16 protein-coding genes, 4 tRNA genes and 2 rRNA genes are annotated in these 17773 nt (G+C 50.7%); 11 read left to right on the top strand and 11 right to left on the bottom strand.

All coding sequences use genetic code 11. The annotated features are described in order from the left end of the window. Window positions 1-45: 45 nt before the first annotated feature. The 5 genes from BZG14_RS03355 to orn form a co-directional block, all read right to left on the bottom strand. Window positions 46-121, bottom strand: a tRNA-Gly gene (locus BZG14_RS03355). A gap of 18 nt (window positions 122-139) precedes the next feature. Next, a tRNA-Gly gene (locus BZG14_RS03350) sits at window positions 140-215 on the bottom strand. Window positions 216-245: 30 nt separating this feature from the next. Further along, window positions 246-321: transfer RNA gene (locus BZG14_RS03345), tRNA-Gly, on the bottom strand. Window positions 322-359: 38 nt separating this feature from the next. Next, window positions 360-435, bottom strand: a tRNA-Gly gene (locus tag BZG14_RS03340). Between the two features lie 132 nt (window positions 436-567). Further along, entirely contained in the window at window positions 568-1113 is a 546-nt protein-coding gene (gene orn, locus BZG14_RS03335) for an oligoribonuclease (RefSeq protein WP_069361577.1), read from the bottom strand. Between the two features lie 79 nt (window positions 1114-1192). Between orn and rsgA the strand changes: the two genes are divergently transcribed. The 5 genes from rsgA (at window position 1193) to BZG14_RS03310 (ending at window position 8992) form a co-directional block, all read left to right on the top strand. Then, a complete protein-coding gene (gene rsgA, locus BZG14_RS03330) occupies window positions 1193-2245 on the top strand; it encodes a small ribosomal subunit biogenesis GTPase RsgA (RefSeq protein ID WP_069361576.1) in 1053 nt (350 codons plus the stop codon). 92 nt (window positions 2246-2337) lie between these two features. Further along, window positions 2338-3201, top strand: coding sequence for an archaetidylserine decarboxylase (asd, locus tag BZG14_RS03325; protein ID WP_077457620.1), 864 nt, complete (start codon window positions 2338-2340; stop codon window positions 3199-3201). 199 nt (window positions 3202-3400) lie between these two features. Continuing rightward, a complete protein-coding gene (locus BZG14_RS03320; RefSeq protein WP_077607983.1) occupies window positions 3401-4807 on the top strand; it encodes an SLC13 family permease in 1407 nt (468 codons plus the stop codon). A gap of 239 nt (window positions 4808-5046) precedes the next feature. Then, entirely contained in the window at window positions 5047-6933 is a 1887-nt protein-coding gene (locus BZG14_RS03315) for a methyl-accepting chemotaxis protein (RefSeq protein ID WP_077607982.1), read from the top strand. A 181-nt stretch (window positions 6934-7114) separates the two neighbouring features. Continuing rightward, window positions 7115-8992: a methyl-accepting chemotaxis protein gene (locus BZG14_RS03310; RefSeq protein WP_077607981.1), complete on the top strand. Its 1878-nt coding sequence runs from the start codon at window positions 7115-7117 to the stop codon at window positions 8990-8992. Between the two features lie 62 nt (window positions 8993-9054). Here the strand turns inward: BZG14_RS03310 and epmA are convergent, their stop codons facing one another. Continuing rightward, window positions 9055-10023, bottom strand: a complete 969-nt coding sequence (epmA, locus tag BZG14_RS03305) for an elongation factor P--(R)-beta-lysine ligase (RefSeq protein ID WP_077486442.1) — start codon at window positions 10021-10023, stop codon at window positions 9055-9057. 317 nt (window positions 10024-10340) lie between these two features. On the opposite strand from epmA, the gene frdA reads away from it, so the two are divergent. From frdA to frdD, 4 genes are read left to right on the top strand one after another with little or no spacing between them, the layout of a single operon-like run. Next, a complete protein-coding gene (frdA, locus tag BZG14_RS03300) occupies window positions 10341-12146 on the top strand; it encodes a fumarate reductase (quinol) flavoprotein subunit (RefSeq protein WP_077486470.1) in 1806 nt (601 codons plus the stop codon). Continuing rightward, the gene (locus BZG14_RS03295; protein WP_069361570.1) at window positions 12143-12898 is read left to right on the top strand and encodes a succinate dehydrogenase/fumarate reductase iron-sulfur subunit; all 756 of its coding nucleotides are present in this window, start codon (window positions 12143-12145) and stop codon (window positions 12896-12898) included. Before frdA ends, BZG14_RS03295 begins: the two co-directional genes overlap by 4 nt. Next, window positions 12895-13278: a fumarate reductase subunit FrdC gene (gene frdC / locus BZG14_RS03290; RefSeq protein WP_077607980.1), complete on the top strand. Its 384-nt coding sequence runs from the start codon at window positions 12895-12897 to the stop codon at window positions 13276-13278. The genes BZG14_RS03295 and frdC overlap by 4 nt, the downstream gene beginning before the upstream one ends. A gap of 8 nt (window positions 13279-13286) precedes the next feature. Then, window positions 13287-13649, top strand: coding sequence for a fumarate reductase subunit FrdD (frdD, locus tag BZG14_RS03285; RefSeq protein WP_077486440.1), 363 nt, complete (start codon window positions 13287-13289; stop codon window positions 13647-13649). A 64-nt stretch (window positions 13650-13713) separates the two neighbouring features. Here the strand turns inward: frdD and efp are convergent, their stop codons facing one another. Beyond that, window positions 13714-14280: an elongation factor P gene (gene efp, locus BZG14_RS03280; protein WP_069361567.1), complete on the bottom strand. Its 567-nt coding sequence runs from the start codon at window positions 14278-14280 to the stop codon at window positions 13714-13716. 33 nt (window positions 14281-14313) lie between these two features. Between efp and epmB the strand changes: the two genes are divergently transcribed. Together epmB and BZG14_RS03270 are read left to right on the top strand one after the other, a co-directional pair. Continuing rightward, entirely contained in the window at window positions 14314-15336 is a 1023-nt protein-coding gene (gene epmB, locus BZG14_RS03275; protein ID WP_077607979.1) for an EF-P beta-lysylation protein EpmB, read from the top strand. A gap of 87 nt (window positions 15337-15423) precedes the next feature. Next, window positions 15424-15912 (top strand): GNAT family N-acetyltransferase, encoded by a 489-nt coding sequence (locus BZG14_RS03270; RefSeq protein WP_077607978.1) that lies wholly within the window; start codon window positions 15424-15426, stop codon window positions 15910-15912. Here the strand turns inward: BZG14_RS03270 and BZG14_RS03265 are convergent. The 4 genes from BZG14_RS03265 to BZG14_RS03250 all read right to left on the bottom strand — a co-directional run. Then, window positions 15909-16550: a flavin reductase family protein gene (locus BZG14_RS03265; protein WP_077607977.1), complete on the bottom strand. Its 642-nt coding sequence runs from the start codon at window positions 16548-16550 to the stop codon at window positions 15909-15911. The genes BZG14_RS03270 and BZG14_RS03265 overlap by 4 nt on opposite strands. A gap of 8 nt (window positions 16551-16558) precedes the next feature. Beyond that, window positions 16559-16939 carry a thiol-disulfide oxidoreductase DCC family protein gene (locus BZG14_RS03260; protein WP_077607976.1) on the bottom strand — a complete coding sequence of 127 codons (381 nt, stop codon included), beginning with the start codon at window positions 16937-16939 and terminating at the stop codon, window positions 16559-16561. 342 nt (window positions 16940-17281) lie between these two features. Then, window positions 17282-17397: ribosomal RNA gene (rrf, locus tag BZG14_RS03255) — 5S ribosomal RNA — on the bottom strand. An 87-nt stretch (window positions 17398-17484) separates the two neighbouring features. Further along, window positions 17485-17773, bottom strand: a 23S ribosomal RNA gene (locus BZG14_RS03250); the annotation flags it as partial.

Genomic DNA, 17773 nt, shown 5'->3' with positions numbered 1-17773 from the left:
AGATGGCGCTATCTTAAACGCCACACTGGTGGTTAACCAAGTGATTGGAGCGACACACGGGGTTCGAACCCGTGACCTCAACCTTGGCAAGGTTGCGCTCTACCAGCTGAGCTAGTGTCGCTTATTCCGAATTGTTGTTTGGAGCGACATACGAGGTTCGAACTCGTGACCTCAACCTTGGCAAGGTTGCGCTCTACCAGCTGAGCTAATGTCGCATTGCTGATGCATTACATCGCATTTTAATTTGGAGCGACACACGGGGTTCGAACCCGTGACCTCAACCTTGGCAAGGTTGCGCTCTACCAGCTGAGCTAGTGTCGCTTAGATCGACCTGATCAATCTCAGATCGAGACTAAATTTGGAGCGACATACGAGGTTCGAACTCGTGACCTCAACCTTGGCAAGGTTGCGCTCTACCAGCTGAGCTAATGTCGCTTTCAACAGACGTTTCACGTCGTTAGGGCTGCGAATTATACGAAGAAAAAACCGGGTTGCAAGTGCTGATGAGCAAAATTTTGGTTTTTTCTTTTAATCGCTCAAAAGAGCATCAGATCGATGACTGGCTCATCAGATCGTTAAGATCCTCTCGCGATAGAAGCGTAATTCTGCAATTGATTCTCGGATGTCGTCAAGCGCTAAATGGGTTCCCTGTTTAGAGAAATCATTCAACACCTCTGGTTGCCATCGACGTACCAGCTCTTTTAACGTGCTCACATCCACGGTGCGGTAATGAAAATAGCGCTCAAGTGCTGGCATGTGTCGATAGAGGAAGCGCCGATCCTGTCCCACACTATTACCGCAAATCGGTGACGCGCCAGACGGCACCCATTGCGATAAGAATGCGATGGTTTGCTCAATGGCGGTTTGTTCATCAATATCACTCTGTTGTACGCGCGCCACTAAGCCAGACTGGCTATGTGTTCGCGTGCACCAATCATCCATTTTGTCGAGCTCACTTTGCGGTTGATGTATCGCCAGCACGGGCCCTTCCGCCAGAATATTCAACTGTGCGTCCGTCACAACGGTCGCGATCTCAATGATCTTATGGGTATCCGGATCTAGCCCTGTCATTTCCAGATCAATCCAGATTAAATTGTTTTCACTGAACGCCATTGAACTTGCCTTTTTTATCGATAAACCATGTATCATACTGTGCTTGATATGAAAGCCAACTTAACCGATAAGAGTCAACGTGGCAAAAAAGAAAAAACTGACGAAGGGTCAACTGCGACGGGTAAGATCCAACCAACAACGCCGAATCAAAGACAAAGATACCGATCGGCAATGGGACGATGCCGCGCTAGAATCCGCACGGGAAGGGCGGGTTATCACGCGGTTTGGCCAGCATGCCGATATTGAAGATCCCGACACAGGTAAGATACATAGATGCAATATTCGCCGCACTGTCCATAGTTTGGTCACTGGCGATCGTGTGGTATGGCGACCCGGAAAAGAAGCGCTCGATGGCTTTGCCGGCGTTGTGGAAGCGGTGCATGAGCGTGACTCCGTGCTCACTCGTCCCGACTATTACGATGGGGTCAAGCCAGTAGCCGCAAACATTGATCAAGTGGTGATCGTGGCCGCTATTTTACCCGAGCTGTCGACCAACATTATCGACCGTTATCTGATTGCCTGTGAAGCACTGGATATCGCCCCCCTGATTGTGATTAACAAGGTCGATTTGTTGGATGAAGAAGGCCATGAGATGGTCGATGATCTGCTCGATATTTATCGAGATATTGGTTATCCCCTCGTGATGGTCAGTGCGGACTCGGGCGAAGGCATGTCAGCGTTGATGACACACCTAGACCAGCATGTGAGTGTTTTTGTTGGGCAATCCGGCGTCGGGAAATCCAGTTTGGTCAATACCCTACTCCCTGATGTGCACGCACATACGCATCAGGTGTCAGAAAATTCAGGGCTTGGTCAACACACCACCACCGCCGCACGCTTGTATCATTTTGATCAAGGCGGCGATCTGATTGACTCCCCCGGCGTCCGTGAGTTTGGCTTGTGGCATTTAGAGCCGGAACAAATTGCTCATGGCTTTGTCGAATTTCGTGATTATTTGGGTGGCTGTAAGTTCCGCGATTGCAAACATGGCGATGATCCGGGGTGTCTACTGCGACAAGCGGTCGAAGACGGACACATTAGTGTCGAACGTTTTGATAGCTACCACCGCATCATTGAGAGCATGAAAGAAGCCAAAGACAACCGTCAGTTCTCTCGTAATAAGCAACACTGAGCGACTGTCACTTCACTCAGATCCGCGACACGGCGCGCCCGTATAAGCGCGTCACTGGCATCATCAACCCAATAAATGGTTAGGACTACACTGTGCGAGACGATTTGAAAGTCGGCCTACAATATCTTACGCCGAAACACGCGTTAACCCGATTAATGGGCAAGCTTGCGAGCTTAAAAGGTGGCTGGTTAACCACTGCAGTCATCAAGTGGTTTATCAAGCAATATCACGTCGATATGAGCGAAGCGAAAGTCAGCGATCCGAGTTACTATCGCACCTTCAACGATTTTTTCGTCCGTGAGCTGAAGCCCGCACTACGCCCAATCGATGGCGACGAGACAACACTGATCTTTCCGGCTGACGCCTGTGTCAGCCAAGCAGGCGCGATTGAACAGGGTCGTTTGATTCAAGCGAAAGGCCATAGCTTCTCACTGACTGAACTTATCGGTGGCGATGACAGCTTAGCAGCAAAGTTTGATCAGGGAGAGTTCGCCACCTTATACCTCTCTCCCCGCGATTATCACCGCGTCCACATGCCTTGTGACGGCGTATTGCGAGAGATGATCTATATTCCTGGCGATTTGTTTTCAGTGAATCCACTGACGGCAGAAAACGTACCAAACCTCTTTGCGCGGAATGAGCGCGTGGTGTGCGTCTTTGATACTGCATTTGGCCCCATGGCGCAAATATTGGTCGGCGCCACCATTGTTGGCAGTATCGAAACCACCTGGGCCGGGACGGTGACCCCGCCAACTGGTGGCAGTATTCGTCGTTGGCAATATCCAACCGACGGTGAGCAGGCGATGCACTTTGCTCAAGGAGAGGAAATGGGCCGATTCAAACTGGGCTCTACCGTGATTAACCTCTTCCCCAAAGGGGCGGTACGCTTTGATGATGCCGTCTTACCCGGTGAGCCGACACAATTAGGGCAAGCTTACGCACATCGCCAGCACTAGCTCCCGCTAAAAATCTAGAAAAATGTGAAATATGGGGCATTTATGCCCCTTTTTTGTGTGGAAATTCGGATATTTTTCCCGTTAATTCAAGATAAAGCACCGTATCATAAAGATATTCTATTTCTGATAACAAGGCGCACGCGAGTCTTCGCGTCTCAGGCGGAACGCGCTCGCCCACCCATGACGAAGGAGCGTATTTGTGGTCAATGCTCGTCTTATCAAATTGCTGGTCGCCCTCGGTTTACCGCTGTTATTACTGCTAGCCCCTACCGATTGGTTACCCGTTGCTAACCTCACTATCATTCAGCACCGTTTATTGGCGATCTTTCTGATGGCGGCCTTGCTGTGGGTTCTTGAGCCTGTGCCTGTTTTTTCGACGTCTTTATTGATAATCACACTACAACTAGTGATGATATCTGATAAAGGCTTACACTGGTTTCGCGGTATCACACAGCATCACCCCCGCGGAGACTTAATTCCTTATACCGACATTCTCAGCGCCTTTTCATCCCCTATAATTATTCTGTTTATGGGCGGGTTTTCACTGGCTATTGCCGCGTCAAAATATGAACTCGACATCAATTTAGCACGAGTGCTGTTAAGGCCGTTTGGTCAACACCCTAAATTTATCATGCTTGGCCTAATGCTGATTACCGCCGTATTTTCGATGTTTATGTCCAATACGGCCACCACGGTGATGATGCTGGCCCTATTAACACCCATTATCGCGGTGTTACCCAAAGGGGATCCTTTGGTCAAGGCCCTCGTGCTGTGTATTCCCGTGGCGGCGAATACCGGTGGTATTGCCACCCCTATCGGCACACCGCCTAACGCCATTGCGTTACAGTATCTAACCGGGGAATATAAAGTCTCTTTTCTGGGCTGGATGCAAATGGGGCTGCCTTTTGTCATTGTTCAACTCACCTTCGCCTGGTGGCTATTACAACGGCTCTTTCAGAGTCAACATACCCGCGTGAATCTTGCTTTAGAGGGACGCTTTCTACAAAGTTGGCAGGCGTATACTGTCTATATCACCTTCGCCCTCACGATCGTGCTGTGGCTCACCACCAGTTTGCATGGCATGAACACTTATGTGGTGGCGGTAATCCCACTGGCGATTTTTACCCTCACCGGCATTATTGGTAAGCCAGAACTTAAACAAATCAACTGGGATGTATTGTGGCTGGTTGCCGGCGGGATTGCGATGGGGATCGCGCTCGACCAAACCGGTCTCGCCGCGGCGCTCGCCCATGCGGTCGACTACAGCCTGCTTACCGCAATGACAGTGCTGGTTACCTTGTCGATTATCTGCTGGCTGATGGCAAACTTTATGTCTAATACCGCGACCGCTAACCTCTTAATGCCGATAGCCGCAGCCATTGCTTCCTCCATGCCCGCACTGGCAAGCATTGGCGGTATGCAAGGTCTATTAATTGTCGTCGCCTTCTCGGCCTCCTTGGGGATGATACTGCCGGTTTCGACGCCACCCAACTCCTTGGCGTATTCAACTGGCTTTATCAGCAGTCAAGATTTGGTCAAAGTCGGTCTGATCTTAGGCATAAGTGGCTTAGTCCTAGTTTACAGCGCGGTTGTCTTACTTACGTGACATGCGCTTAACAATTGAGAAATAAAAGCGATAAATTCGCCTCATTCTGTGTAAGTGGATATTTTTCATCGAGTAAAAATGGGATAACACTGATGATGTGAGTAAGAAAGCCAGCTGAGCGTTGAGGATAACCCATTTTTTGCAAAATTCTTTATCCCTCATTGACTCAAGCTTTCTACAATTAAGCAGATACTCAATAAGAAAGTATCATCAATACGTGGTAGTACGAGGGATCTTTAATGAAATTCACCATCAAGACCAAAATATTGCTTGCTGTTGCTTTGGTCGTTGCCTTAGTCAGTGCCGTACAGGCATGGTTTTCCGTTAACCAATTGGAACAAGAGACGCAGCAAAACGTCACTGAGCAAATGCGCGATGTCGGTCTTTCCACCAGCAACTTTATCGAAGAGTGGCTAGATATTCGCAGCGACATGCTGGTTGCCAATGTGCCATTGATTGCGACACAACCCAATGTTGATCGAGAACTCTTATTAACCAAACGCCAGGGTAACTTTCTCACCGTTTACGCCGGCTTTGCAGACGGCTCGATTGCTTATGGTGACAAAACAGAAAGCTGGCCGACCAATTATGACCCACGGACTCGACCTTGGTACAAACAAGCCAACGCCGCTAATGAGCTAATCATCACCCCACCTTATGTCGATGCCAATGGCGCTGGCATGGTGATAAGTTTTGCCAAATCGTTCAATCAACGCTTCGAGGGCGTCATTGCTGCAGACCTCTCGGTTGACGCCATTGTGCAAGAAGTGCTCAACGTACGTTTGCCCAACCAAGGCTTTGCCTTTTTAGTGGATAGTAACAACAATGTCGTGGCTTATCGGGATACCGCGCTCAGTACCAAGGCACTCACCGAGGTTGACGATGAGCTTACCCCCGCCTTTATCCAACAGGCACGTAACAGTGATGCACTCGCGACCATTACCTTTGACGGTGATGACAGAGAAAAACTGCTCGCCGTGACGCCCGTTGAAGGCGCTGACTGGAGCCTTGGCGTGGTGCAAGACAAAAAGCTGGCGTTTGCGTCTGTCTCAGAGCAGATTGTTTCCACCTTGGTGACGTCAGTGATTCTCTTTGTGATCATTGCATTGATTGCCGGTGCCCTTATTCACCGGATGTTGGCACCGCTAACCCAACTCACCCATGCAGTAAGCTCGCTGTCAAAAGGCAGTGGGGATCTGACTCAGCGCCTTGATATTGTCCGTAAAGATGAAATCGGTGAGTTAGCCGGGCACGTCAATGCGTTCCTGGAACAGTTACAAGCGATGATAGGCCGCAGCGTCACCCAGAGTGTGACCTTGTCTGACAGAGCCGACCAATGCCGCAATCTCGCCCACCAATCCAGTAGCTTGGTGGGTCAGCAGCAAGGCGATGTGGATCAAATTGCTACCGCCATCCATRAGATGTCGACCACGGCCAACGAAGTGGCCAGTAACGCCGAACAAACCGCTCGCTCAGCCCAAGAGGCAGAGGGCTCATGCCGTGACGGCCTAGAAGTGGTGGAGAACAACCGTGATGCTATTACCCAACTGGCAGAGCAAGTCGAGCAAGCGACGGATGTGATCCGTGAATTGGATACCAACTCACAAAGCATCAACCAAATTATCTCCACCATTCAGGATATTGCCGAACAAACCAACCTACTCGCGCTTAACGCCGCCATTGAGGCAGCTCGTGCCGGTGAACAAGGGCGTGGCTTTGCTGTGGTCGCCGATGAAGTGCGTGTGTTGAGCCAGCGCACTCATGACTCCACGGAAGAGATCCGTAACATGATTGAAACGCTGCAAAACACCACTCAACGCGCGGTGGATGGCATGACCCAAAGTAATGATATGGCGACCTCGAGCGTCGAGCGCGCCGCCTCTGCGAGCGAAAAACTCAACGAAATTACCCGTGCCATTGGCGATATTTCGGAGATGGCTGCACAAATTGCTAGCGCGGCTGAAGAGCAGCGTGCAGTGACCGAAGATATCAACCGCAATACCCAAGCGGTGCGTGATCTCTCGTTAGAGATCCACCAAAAATCCAATGAAACGGGCGAGCAAGGTGAGCAAATGGCGCAAGACGCGCAAGAAATGCACAACGATCTCTCCAAGTTCAAAGTATAACTTGAGCCACCGCAGTCTGCCTGCCGAGGTAGGCAGACTGTCACTGGTAGAAAGATCACAAATTCATCCTTCTTCTCTCTCTTCACCGCTTTTGTGACCACATTTTGTCTGATCGATCCAACTATAGTGCAAACGTTGCGTATACACTTGTGACACTTTTCAACGAGATGGAAATGTGTCTATGCCCAAGCCGACAATTAAGCTGAAAATCATTGTGGCCATTGCCTTTATTGTGGCTCTGGTCAGTGCAGTGCTTGCCAGCATTTCTGTGCGTCAACTCCAAAGCGAGACGACCAGCAGTATTACCAAACAAATGCATGATGTCGGGGATGCCACTGTTCAGTTTATCGACAGCTGGCTGAGTACGCGTGCCGATATGCTATTAGCAAACGAATCACTGATCGCCAATCAGGCCAATGTCGATCGCGAGCTTTTGGTGACCAAGCGAGCGGGGCATTTCCTCTCCGTGTATGCCGGCTTTGAAGATGGCCGCATCGCCTACGGTGATAAAAGCGAAGATTGGCCCGCCGACTATGACCCGCGCACTCGCCCTTGGTATCAAAGCGCCAGTAACGCGAATGGCTTAATCATTACCGAGCCCTATCAAGATTTCGATGGCAGTTTGGTGGTCAGTCTCGCCAAGGCCTTTAATGGTCAATATCAAGGGGTACTGGCTGCCGATGTCACCGTCACCGATATTGTCGAGCAAGTGTTAAACTTAAAACTCAGTAATGGCTTTGCCTTTCTCGTCGATGGTGACAACCGCTTAGTGGCCTATCGCGATACCGATCTCAGTCGCCAACCCCTCACTGAGCTGGATGAAGAGCTCACGCCCACATTTATGGCTAGCGCGAGCGCACAACGTCAGCTCACCACCTTTCAACTCAATGGCAAAGAAAAGCTCATCGCCGCTATCGAGGTCCCGAATACCGATTGGACCTTGGGTATCGTCGAAGATAAGGCGCAAGCCTATGCCTCGGTATCAGAGCAAATTACCTTTGTGGTGATTGCCTCCGTGATCTTGTTTATCGTGATTGCCTTTGTCGCCGGCGCGTTAATCAAACAACTACTTAAGCCATTAGGCGAGCTGACAGGCGCTGTGCGTACCCTCTCTGCCGGTGAAGGCGATCTCACGCAAAGGATCAACATCGCCCGCCAAGATGAAATTGGCGAATTGGCTGGGTACGTCAATGCCTTCCTTGCCCAGCTTCAGCAAATGGTAGGTAAAGCGGTTAGTCAGAGCATGACATTGTCAGAAAGTGCTGAGGAGTGCCGAACCCACGCCCTGCAATCCAGCCAGTTGGTTGATAAACAGCAAAATGATGTTGACCAAATAGCGACGGCTATCCACGAAATGTCAACCACGGCCAACGAAGTGGCAAGCCATGCTGAAGATACAGCCTCATCCGCACAACAAGCCGAGCAATCTTGCCAAGAGGGGTTAAGTGTGGTCGGTGATAACCGCAATGCCATTACTCAACWCGCCGAGCAAGTGGAGCGTGCCACCAATGTGATCCGTGAGCTGGATGAAAATGCACAAAGCATTAACCAAATCATCGCGACCATTCAAGGAGTGGCCGAACAAACCAACTTGCTTGCCCTTAACGCGGCGATTGAGGCGGCCCGGGCGGGTGAGCAAGGGCGCGGCTTTGCAGTGGTTGCCGATGAAGTGCGCGTATTAAGTCAACGGACGCATAGCTCCACCGAAGAGATTCGCAATATGATTGAGACGCTGCAGCACACCACGCAACGCGCGGTCGATGATATGACCCAAAGTAACGAAATGGCGACATCAAGTGTGGAGCGCGCCGAAGCGGCCAGTGAGCGTCTCAATCAAATCACCAGCGCGATTGGTACTATCTCGGAAATGGCGATTCAAATTGCCAGCGCCGCAGAAGAGCAGCGCGCGGTGACCGACGACATCAACCGCAATACCCAAGCGGTAAAAGATCTCTCCTATGAGATCCACCAGCAAGCCAGTGCCACCGGCGATCAAGGTGAAAGCATGGCACAAGCCGCGCGGGATATGCATCAAGACTTATCCAAGTTTAAAGTCTAACGTCTTGTCGTCACGCCCCTAACGACGAACGCCGCCTTCGGGCGGCGTTGTTTTGCCCGCTTCTACGCACGTGATACCGGAAAAGCGGTGACCGCATCAATGTGGTGGCAACCGAGTGCCAACATCACTAAACGGTCGACGCCCAATGCTACCCCAGCGCAATCAGGTAAACCACTTTCCAGCGCGGACAGTAAGTGCTCATCGATAGGCTGTGGCGATAAACCGCGCGCGACTCGTGCGATATTATCCGCCTCAAACCGCTGTCGTTGCTCGTTGGCGTCTTGCAACTCATAAAAGCCATTAGCCAGTTCAATGCCTTGGTAATACACCTCAAACCGATGCGCAACACGCGCGTCTGCTTCGCTGATTTTTGCCAGCGCGGCTTGCGATGCAGGAAAGTCATAAATAAAGGCGGGCGCCTGCTGGCCAATATTCGGCTCGACCATCACGGAGAAAAGCAGCTGCAGCAAGGTGTCTTTGTCAGTTTCATCCTCAGTGATATCGGCAAGCCCTTGGGTCGCGGCAAGTGCACGCAGCTGAATAATATCCGCGGTTAACGGGCACAGTCCGGTGAAGGATGCAAATGCCGTTTGATAGCTCATCCGTGTCGCACCTTGGCACCTGAGTACCGCTTGCAACAAGGCATCCATCTCATCCATTAGGTCATGGTGGGTATAGCCAGGTTGGTACCACTCCAACATCGTAAACTCAGGGTTGTGGTAGCGCCCGGCTTCTTCATTTCGAAACGCTTTGCTGATCTGATAGATGGCACCACTTCCAGCGGCCAATAACCGCTTCATATGGAATTCTGGACTGGTCATGAGGTGCAAGGCGACGCCGTCAGCAAAACCCGGCCCAACCAAAGACGTTTTGAAACTATGAAGATGCACATCGGTCACCGCCGCTTGACTCAGTGCCGGGGTATCCACTTCCCATACCTCACGTTCAGCAAAAAATTGACGGATACGGGCTATGATCGCAGCGCGTTTTTTTAATTGTGACACGCTTGCCGTTGGCTGCCACTGCTTCATCTCACTCATTCGTTACTCTTGCGCTTTCTGGTGACGCCAGTCTATCGCTGCCGTCTGGAATGACAAGTACTCACAACCGGTGTCGCACGACACACATGTGTCACATGCCGCATTTTCTTTGTCAGCATTTTCCCTTTTTACAAGAGAGGCAGGCACTTAACGACTAACATCACACTTTTATGCAATTTAACACCCATGCCCGCAAAATCGCGACAATTCCCCGACTGAGTCAATTTTTGCTTTGCACAGATTGCCTACCATGACAGCAGAACAATAAACAAGCCAAGCACTGGCTTTCCCTACACTGGAGGATGAACGTGCAGATCCTTACCACAGATATTGCAGTGATTGGCGCCGGTGGCGCTGGGCTGCGCACTGCTATTGCGGCCGCTGAGGCCGATCCCTCGCTTAATATTGCGCTGGTATCTAAGGTCTACCCCATGCGCTCCCACACTGTGGCCGCAGAGGGTGGCTCGGCTGCCGTCATCAAGGATGAAGACAGCCTAGACAACCACTTCAATGATACCGTGAGCGGTGGCGACTGGTTATGTGAGCAAGATGTCGTCGATTACTTTGTTAAACATTGTGCCCACGAAATGGTACAACTCGAGCAATGGGGCTGCCCTTGGAGCCGAAAAGACGATGGCAGTATCAATGTCCGCCGCTTTGGTGGCATGAAAGTGGAGCGTACATGGTTTGCTGCCGATAAAACCGGCTTCCATATGCTCCACACCCTGTTTCAAACCTCGACCAAATACCCGCAAATCCAGCGTCTCGATGAATACTTTGTGATTGATTTGATTGTCGATGACGGCCAAGTACAAGGTTTGATTGCCCTCCATATGGCGGAAGGCGAGCTGGTCTGTATTAAAGCCAAATCAGTGGTGCTAGCCACTGGCGGCGCGGGACGCGTTTATAGCTGTAATACCAATGGTGGCATTGTCACCGGTGATGGCATGGCCATGGCTTATCGCCACGGCATCCCGCTGCGTGATATGGAATTTGTCCAATATCACCCCACAGGACTGCCTGGTACGGGAATTTTAATGACAGAAGGCTGCCGTGGCGAAGGTGGTATTATTGTCAACAAAGACGGCTATCGTTACCTGCAAGATTATGGTCTCGGGCCAGAAACACCGGTCGGGCAGCCAAAAAACAAATACATGGAGCTCGGCCCACGCGATAAAGTCTCGCAAGCCTTTTGGCATGAGCAACAAAAAGGCAATACCATCAAGCACACGCTCGGTGACGTTGTGCATCTTGATTTGCGTCACCTCGGCGAAGATTACATTCAAGAACGACTACCGTTTATTTGTGAGCTCGCCAAAGCCTATGTCAATGTTGACCCTGCCAAAGAGCCGATCCCAATTCGTCCCACCGTGCACTACACCATGGGTGGCATTGAAACGGATGCCCAAACCGAAACGCGCGTTAACGGATTATTTGCGGTTGGTGAGTGCTCCTCCGTCGGCTTGCACGGCGCTAATCGACTCGGCTCAAACTCGCTCGCTGAATTGGCGGTATTTGGTCGTTTAGCGGGTGAAGGCGCCGCAAAACGGGCAGCGGCCTTCACAGGTTGGAATCAAGCGGCTATTGATGCCCAGATTCAGAACGTCAAAGCGCGCATTGATAAGCTCTTGAGCCACCAAGGCGAAGAAAACTGGGCGGATATTCGCAAAGAGCTGGGCGAGACAATGGAAGCCGGCTGCGGTATTTATCGTCGCCACGATCTAATGCAAGCAACCATTGATAAAATTGCTGAACTCAAAGCACGCTATCAAGATGTTGCCATCCAAGACCAAGGCAGTGTGTTCAATACCGATCTGCTCTACGCCATTGAGGTCGGCTATGGCTTGGAAGTCGCAGAAGCCATGGCACATTCTGCCATCCAGCGTAAGGAGTCTCGTGGCGCTCACCAACGGCTAGATGAAGGCTGCACCGAGCGTGATGATGATAACTACCTCAAACACACCTTGGCGTTCTATCAACCCGAAAGCGGTCCTCGCATTGACTATGGCGATGTCAAAATCACCAAATCACAACCAAAAGCGCGCCTATATGGCGATGCGGCGGAACACGCCAATGGTGGCAATGTGGATCAACAAGAGGAGCCCGCATCATGACGCAAACTACCTACCAGGTCTCAGTGCTCAGATACGATCCGGCAACGGATGATGCGCCTTACTCGCAATCTTTCGTTGTACCCGGCGATGAAACCATGTCGGTCTTGGATGCGCTGGGGTATATCAAAGACAACCTCGATAAGTCGCTCTCTTATCGCTGGTCGTGTCGCATGGCCATTTGTGGCTCATGCGGGATGATGGTCAATGGTGTGCCCAAGCTCGCTTGCAAAGCGTTTTTACGTGATTACGCCAAAGGGGTGGTGATTGAGCCTTTGGCTAATTTTGCCATCGAAAAAGACCTCGTTGTCGATATGACGCCCTTTATCGAGCGTCTTGAAGCGATCAAACCTTATATTTTGGGCAATGATCGCCGCCCTGAAGACGGGCCCAATACGCAAACGCCTGAACAAATGGCACGCTACAAACAGTTTGCCGCTTGTATCAATTGCGGCTTATGCTACGCCGCTTGTCCTCAGTTTGGTCTCAATCCCGACTTTCTTGGTCCTGCCGCGATCGCGCTGGCACACCGCTATAATCTTGACAGCCGCGACAAGGGGAAAGCCCAACGCATGCCTCTGATTAATAGTGATAACGGCGCATGGGGGTGCACTTTCGTCGGCTACTGCTCAAAAGTGTGTCCGAAGAGTGTTGATCCTGCAGGTGCAGTCAACCAAGGCAAGGTGGCTTCCACCCAAGATATGGTGATTGCCATGTTTAATCCCAATAAAGATGGGCAGGAGGTAAGAGGATGAGTAATCGCAAACCCTATACACGCCCCATGCCGCGTACTTGGTGGCTCGACCATCCGTTCTACCGCTTTTATATGGTGCGAGAAGCGACAGTACTGCCTTTGGTCTTCTTCACGCTTAGTCTCACCGCTGGGTTAATCTGCTTGGTTCAGGGACCGCAAGCATGGCAAAGCTGGCTGGATTACATGGCCCACCCGGTTGTGGTTCTCTTGAACCTGGTTGCCTTGGTCGCCAGCCTGTTTCATGCCACCACATTTTTCAGCATGATGCCGCAAGTGATGCCGATTCGCATTAAAGGCAAACTGCTCGACGGTAAATGGGTGATTGGTGCGCAATGGGCCGCGGTGGCGGTGATATCACTGATTGCTCTGGTGCTCATTTAGGAGGTGTTATGATCGATCCCAAACCCAAACGTTCTGATGAGCCCATTTGGTGGAGTTTATTTGGCGCCGGGGGGACCTGGTTCGCGATGTTTACCCCGGTGACTGTCTTGATTCTAGGGGTGCTCATCCCACTTGGCATTATTGACCCATCCGCATTGAGCTATGACCGCGTGATGATGTTTGCTGATCACTGGCTGGGCAAACTGCTGATCCTCGCCACGCTGGCGCTACCAATGTGGCACGCCATGCACCGCATTCATCACGGGCTGCATGATTTGAAGCTGCATGTGGGGTTAGCAGGCAAAGTGGTGTGCTATGCCATCGCTTTTGCCGTCAGCATTGCCGCCGTGCTGTTGGTGTTGATTGTTTAATCCCAGTAAAAACGAGGCATAAAAAAAGCCCTGGCTGAAGAAGCGCAGGGCTTTTTTGCAAAGGTTACTTAACCCGTCCAACGTACTCACCCGTACGGGTATCGACTTTAATCACTTCGCCGATTTGAATAAATAAAGGCACGCGAACCACAGCGCCTGTGCTCAGTGTCGCTGGCTTACCACCCGTGCCTTGCGTATCACCTTTCAAACCAGGATCAGTTTCCGTCACTTCGAGTTCAACAAAGTTAGGTGGGGTAACCACGATAGGGTCACCATTCCAAAGMGTAAGCGTACAAGTGTTGTTCTCGACTAGCCACTTGACGTTATCACCCACTGCGCTCTCATTAGACGCAATTTGCTCAAAGGTTTCATTGTTCATGAAGTGATAGAATTCACCGTCTGTGTACAGGTAATCCATCTCGACTTCAATCACGTCGGCCGCTTCAACGCTGTCACCCGATTTAAATGTTTTCTCTAGTACTTTACCGGAGATCAACTTACGGATTTTGACACGGTTAAACGCCTGACCTTTGCCTGGCTTTACGAATTCATTTTCGGTAATGACACACGGCTCGTTATCGAGCATAATTTTCAAACCGCCGCGGAATTCATTAGTGCTGAAAGACGCCATCTTGATCCTCTTAACATCTTCGAGTTTTCACAAATGTCGCACATCATAACCCGAATCCAACCTGCTGTTGAGCGAAACTGGATCAAAGAACTCGCAGAGGCGATCACAGATCCCAATGAACTGCTGCAAATGCTTGATATTTCACCACAGGGATGGGAATCCGGTTTTAAGGCGCGCCGTTTGTTTTCACAGCGTGTCCCACGCAGTTTTGTCGCCAGAATGGAAAAGGGCAACCCTAATGATCCATTACTAAAGCAAGTACTGCCGATTGCGGAAGAATTTAATGAGGTTGACGGGTTCAGCGCTGACCCACTGGAAGAGCAAGACAATGCGATTCCTGGTTTGTTACACAAGTACCACAACCGTGTGTTGCTGATCGTTAAGGGAGGCTGTGCAATAAATTGCCGTTATTGCTTCCGCCGCCACTTCCCTTATCAAGATAACAAAGGCAGCAAACGCGTGTGGCAAGGGGCGCTGGATTATATCGCCGCTCATGCAGAGATAGACGAAGTGATTTTATCGGGTGGCGACCCGCTGATGGCCAAAGATGAGGAGCTCGATTGGCTCATCAGTGCTATCGAGCCAATAACACATGTTAAACGGCTGCGTATCCACTCTCGCTTGCCCGTCGTGATCCCCGCACGCATCACCTCAGCGCTGACCGAGCGCTTATCGCACTCGCGTTTACAAGTAGTGATGGTCACCCACATCAACCATGCCAATGAGGTAGATACCGAGTTAAGCGATAAGCTCCACACATTGCGACAAGCGGGAATTACGCTGCTCAATCAAAGCGTGCTGCTAAAAGGGGTGAATGATAGTGCGGATGCGTTGGTGGCACTGAGTCAACGACTATTTGATGCCGGCGTTTTACCTTACTACCTGCATGTATTGGATAAAGTCCAGGGCGCCGCTCACTTTTTAGTCTCAGACGATGAAGCGCGCACGTTAATGCAGGAGATTATCGAGCAGCTCTCCGGCTATTTGGTCCCTCAACTGACCCGGGAAACCGGTGGCCGAGCAAGTAAAACGCCGCTGGATCTCCATTTAGAGTGAATAATCAGAAACTTATTCAATATAAGCTGTTGATTTATCCTTAATTCCATGGCTTATTAAAAAGAAAACTCACCACAAGGATGTGTTATGTCTCTGATTATTCGTCAATACCACGCCGACGACATTCCGGCGATACGTGATATCTATGCGCAACCCAAGGCTCAAGCAGGCACCCTGCAATTGCCGATGCCGAGCCTTGCCATGTGGGAAAAGCGACTTAATCAGGTACCTGATGGCGTATACCCATTGGTTGCTGAGCTGGAGGGGAAAGTGGTCGGCAACCTCAGCTTGGTCATTGCCGCGAATCCTCGCCGTCGCCACGTTGCAGWTATTGGCATGGGCGTTCACGATGCCTATCAAGGCCGCGGCATTGGTAGTGCGCTCATGGAAAGAGCGATCGATTTAGCCGAAAACTGGTTGAACGTATCACGGACAGAGTTGACCGTTTATACAGATAACGCTGCTGCGACCCGCCTCTATCAAAAATTTGGCTTTGAAATTGAAGGCACCGCCAAACAGTTTGCGTTCCGTAACGGCGAGTTTGTTGATGCCTATTATATGTCGCGTACCCGCTAATCAAGCCACTCAGGCATGCTGTCGGGTTTAGCGTAACTGAGCCGTCCCACACGGTCGGTGCAGTGGTAGCTGTCTAAGCCACTCAATGCGACGGTGCCTGCTTGCTCAATATCGACAAAACCATCATGGCTGATGCAGCTATCTGGAACATGCGCCTCAATGATCTCACCAACCAATAGGTGGGTGCCATTAATGGCCATGGTATGCTCCTCACGAAGAATGAGACCAAGACGTATTGCAGCTTCTTGAACATAAGGCGCATTAATGCGCTCACGCCATAAGGGCGTAAACCCCACTTGCTCAAATTCAGACACCCCGTGTGGATAGCGTGCTGACGTTTGATGCGCCGCGACAACCATTTCCTTTTGAACATGGTTGAGTGTATAAATCCCAGTTTCGCGAATGTTTTCTAAGGTATCACGCGGTACGGTATCAGGGCGGATAATCACACCCATTAACGCTGGGTTGGCCCCTAGATGAAACGCAGAGCTCACAATGCACAAGTTTGTCTGTCGATTTGAGTCACTGGTGCCTAGCAGGTTCGCCGATTTAAAGCCGGACAGGCTGTTCACGAACGCCGCGCGATAACGCTTTTCCATCGCCAGTATATCGTCTCTCTCATACACACTCAGAGCCATATCCATCCTTACTTAAGTTGGCATTGTTGACAGCGAGCTTGCCCCGTTAACAGCGCGGATAGGCGATAACGGTGTTGGGCAAAGAACAGGTACAGTTTATCAGCGAACCAGGCAATACCAGGCCAGCGTAGCCACTTCACCCAATATCCTTTATTCACAGCCCGCCAAGCTACATAAGTCGCATCTAAACCATACACTATCTGCCCGCCGCTATCTTGCGCATGCAAAATGCGATTGGCGGCACTGGGATCTATGTCAGGAAAACGAACAGAGAAGTCAGCTTGATGAATATCAACCAGCTGCAACGCACCCTCGGTATCCCAGCGAGATAGCTTACGCATTTCTTTCACGCATAAAGGACACATGCTGTCATAAAATACAGTCACCATATTCACACCTCCTAGCAAAATACTTACGCACAGAAGAGAAAAGAAGATCAGAAAAGCGCACGGTAGAAACTCGAGCAGGAAGGGAAAAGCACAACGCTGAGTACAAAAATAACAGATACAAAAAAGCCCCGACCGTCAGGTCAGGGCTCTGTATTCTCTTATCAAAGTCTTACACATATCTGCTTTGATGCTTAAATTGCGAGCTATGCGTAGGGAGTTTTGAAGCGATATGCACAGTGTATGGCAATACATGAGCATCATCGTTATCAAAGCATCGAGCAATCAGCAAGATAAGCGTTTTTGCCTTCAGATTTTTCCAAAAATCTGAAAACAAGAAAGCAAGCCTGGCGATGTCCTACTCTCACATGGGGAGACCCCACACTACCATCGGCGCTGCTTCGTTTCACTACTGAGTTCGGCATGGAGTCAGGTGGGTCCAAAGCGCTATGGTCGCCAAGCAAAATTTTGTAATCTAGAAAGCTGTTCGTTCTCGCCACAATCAACTGGCTTATTTTAAGTCCAACCCAAAACCGCTTGGGTGTTGTATGGTTAAGCCGCACGGGCAATTAGTACAGGTTAGCTCAACGCCTCACAGCGCTTACACACCCTGCCTATCAACGTCGTCGTCTACGACAACCCTTTAGAGAGCTCGAAGCTCTAGGGATGACTCATCTCGGGGCCAGCTTCGCGCTTAGATGCTTTCAGCGCTTATCCAGCGCTTACACACCCTGCCTATCAACGTCGTCGTCTACGACAACCCTTTAGAGAGCTCGAAGCTCTAGGGATGACTCATCTCGGGGCCAGCTTCGCGCTTAGATGCTTTCAGCGCTTATC

It is taken from the genome of Salinivibrio sp. IB282, from assembly GCF_001995685.1.
GTDB lineage: Bacteria > Pseudomonadota > Gammaproteobacteria > Enterobacterales > Vibrionaceae > Salinivibrio > Salinivibrio kushneri.
This window is presented reverse-complemented; position numbering and strand designations above follow the sequence as displayed.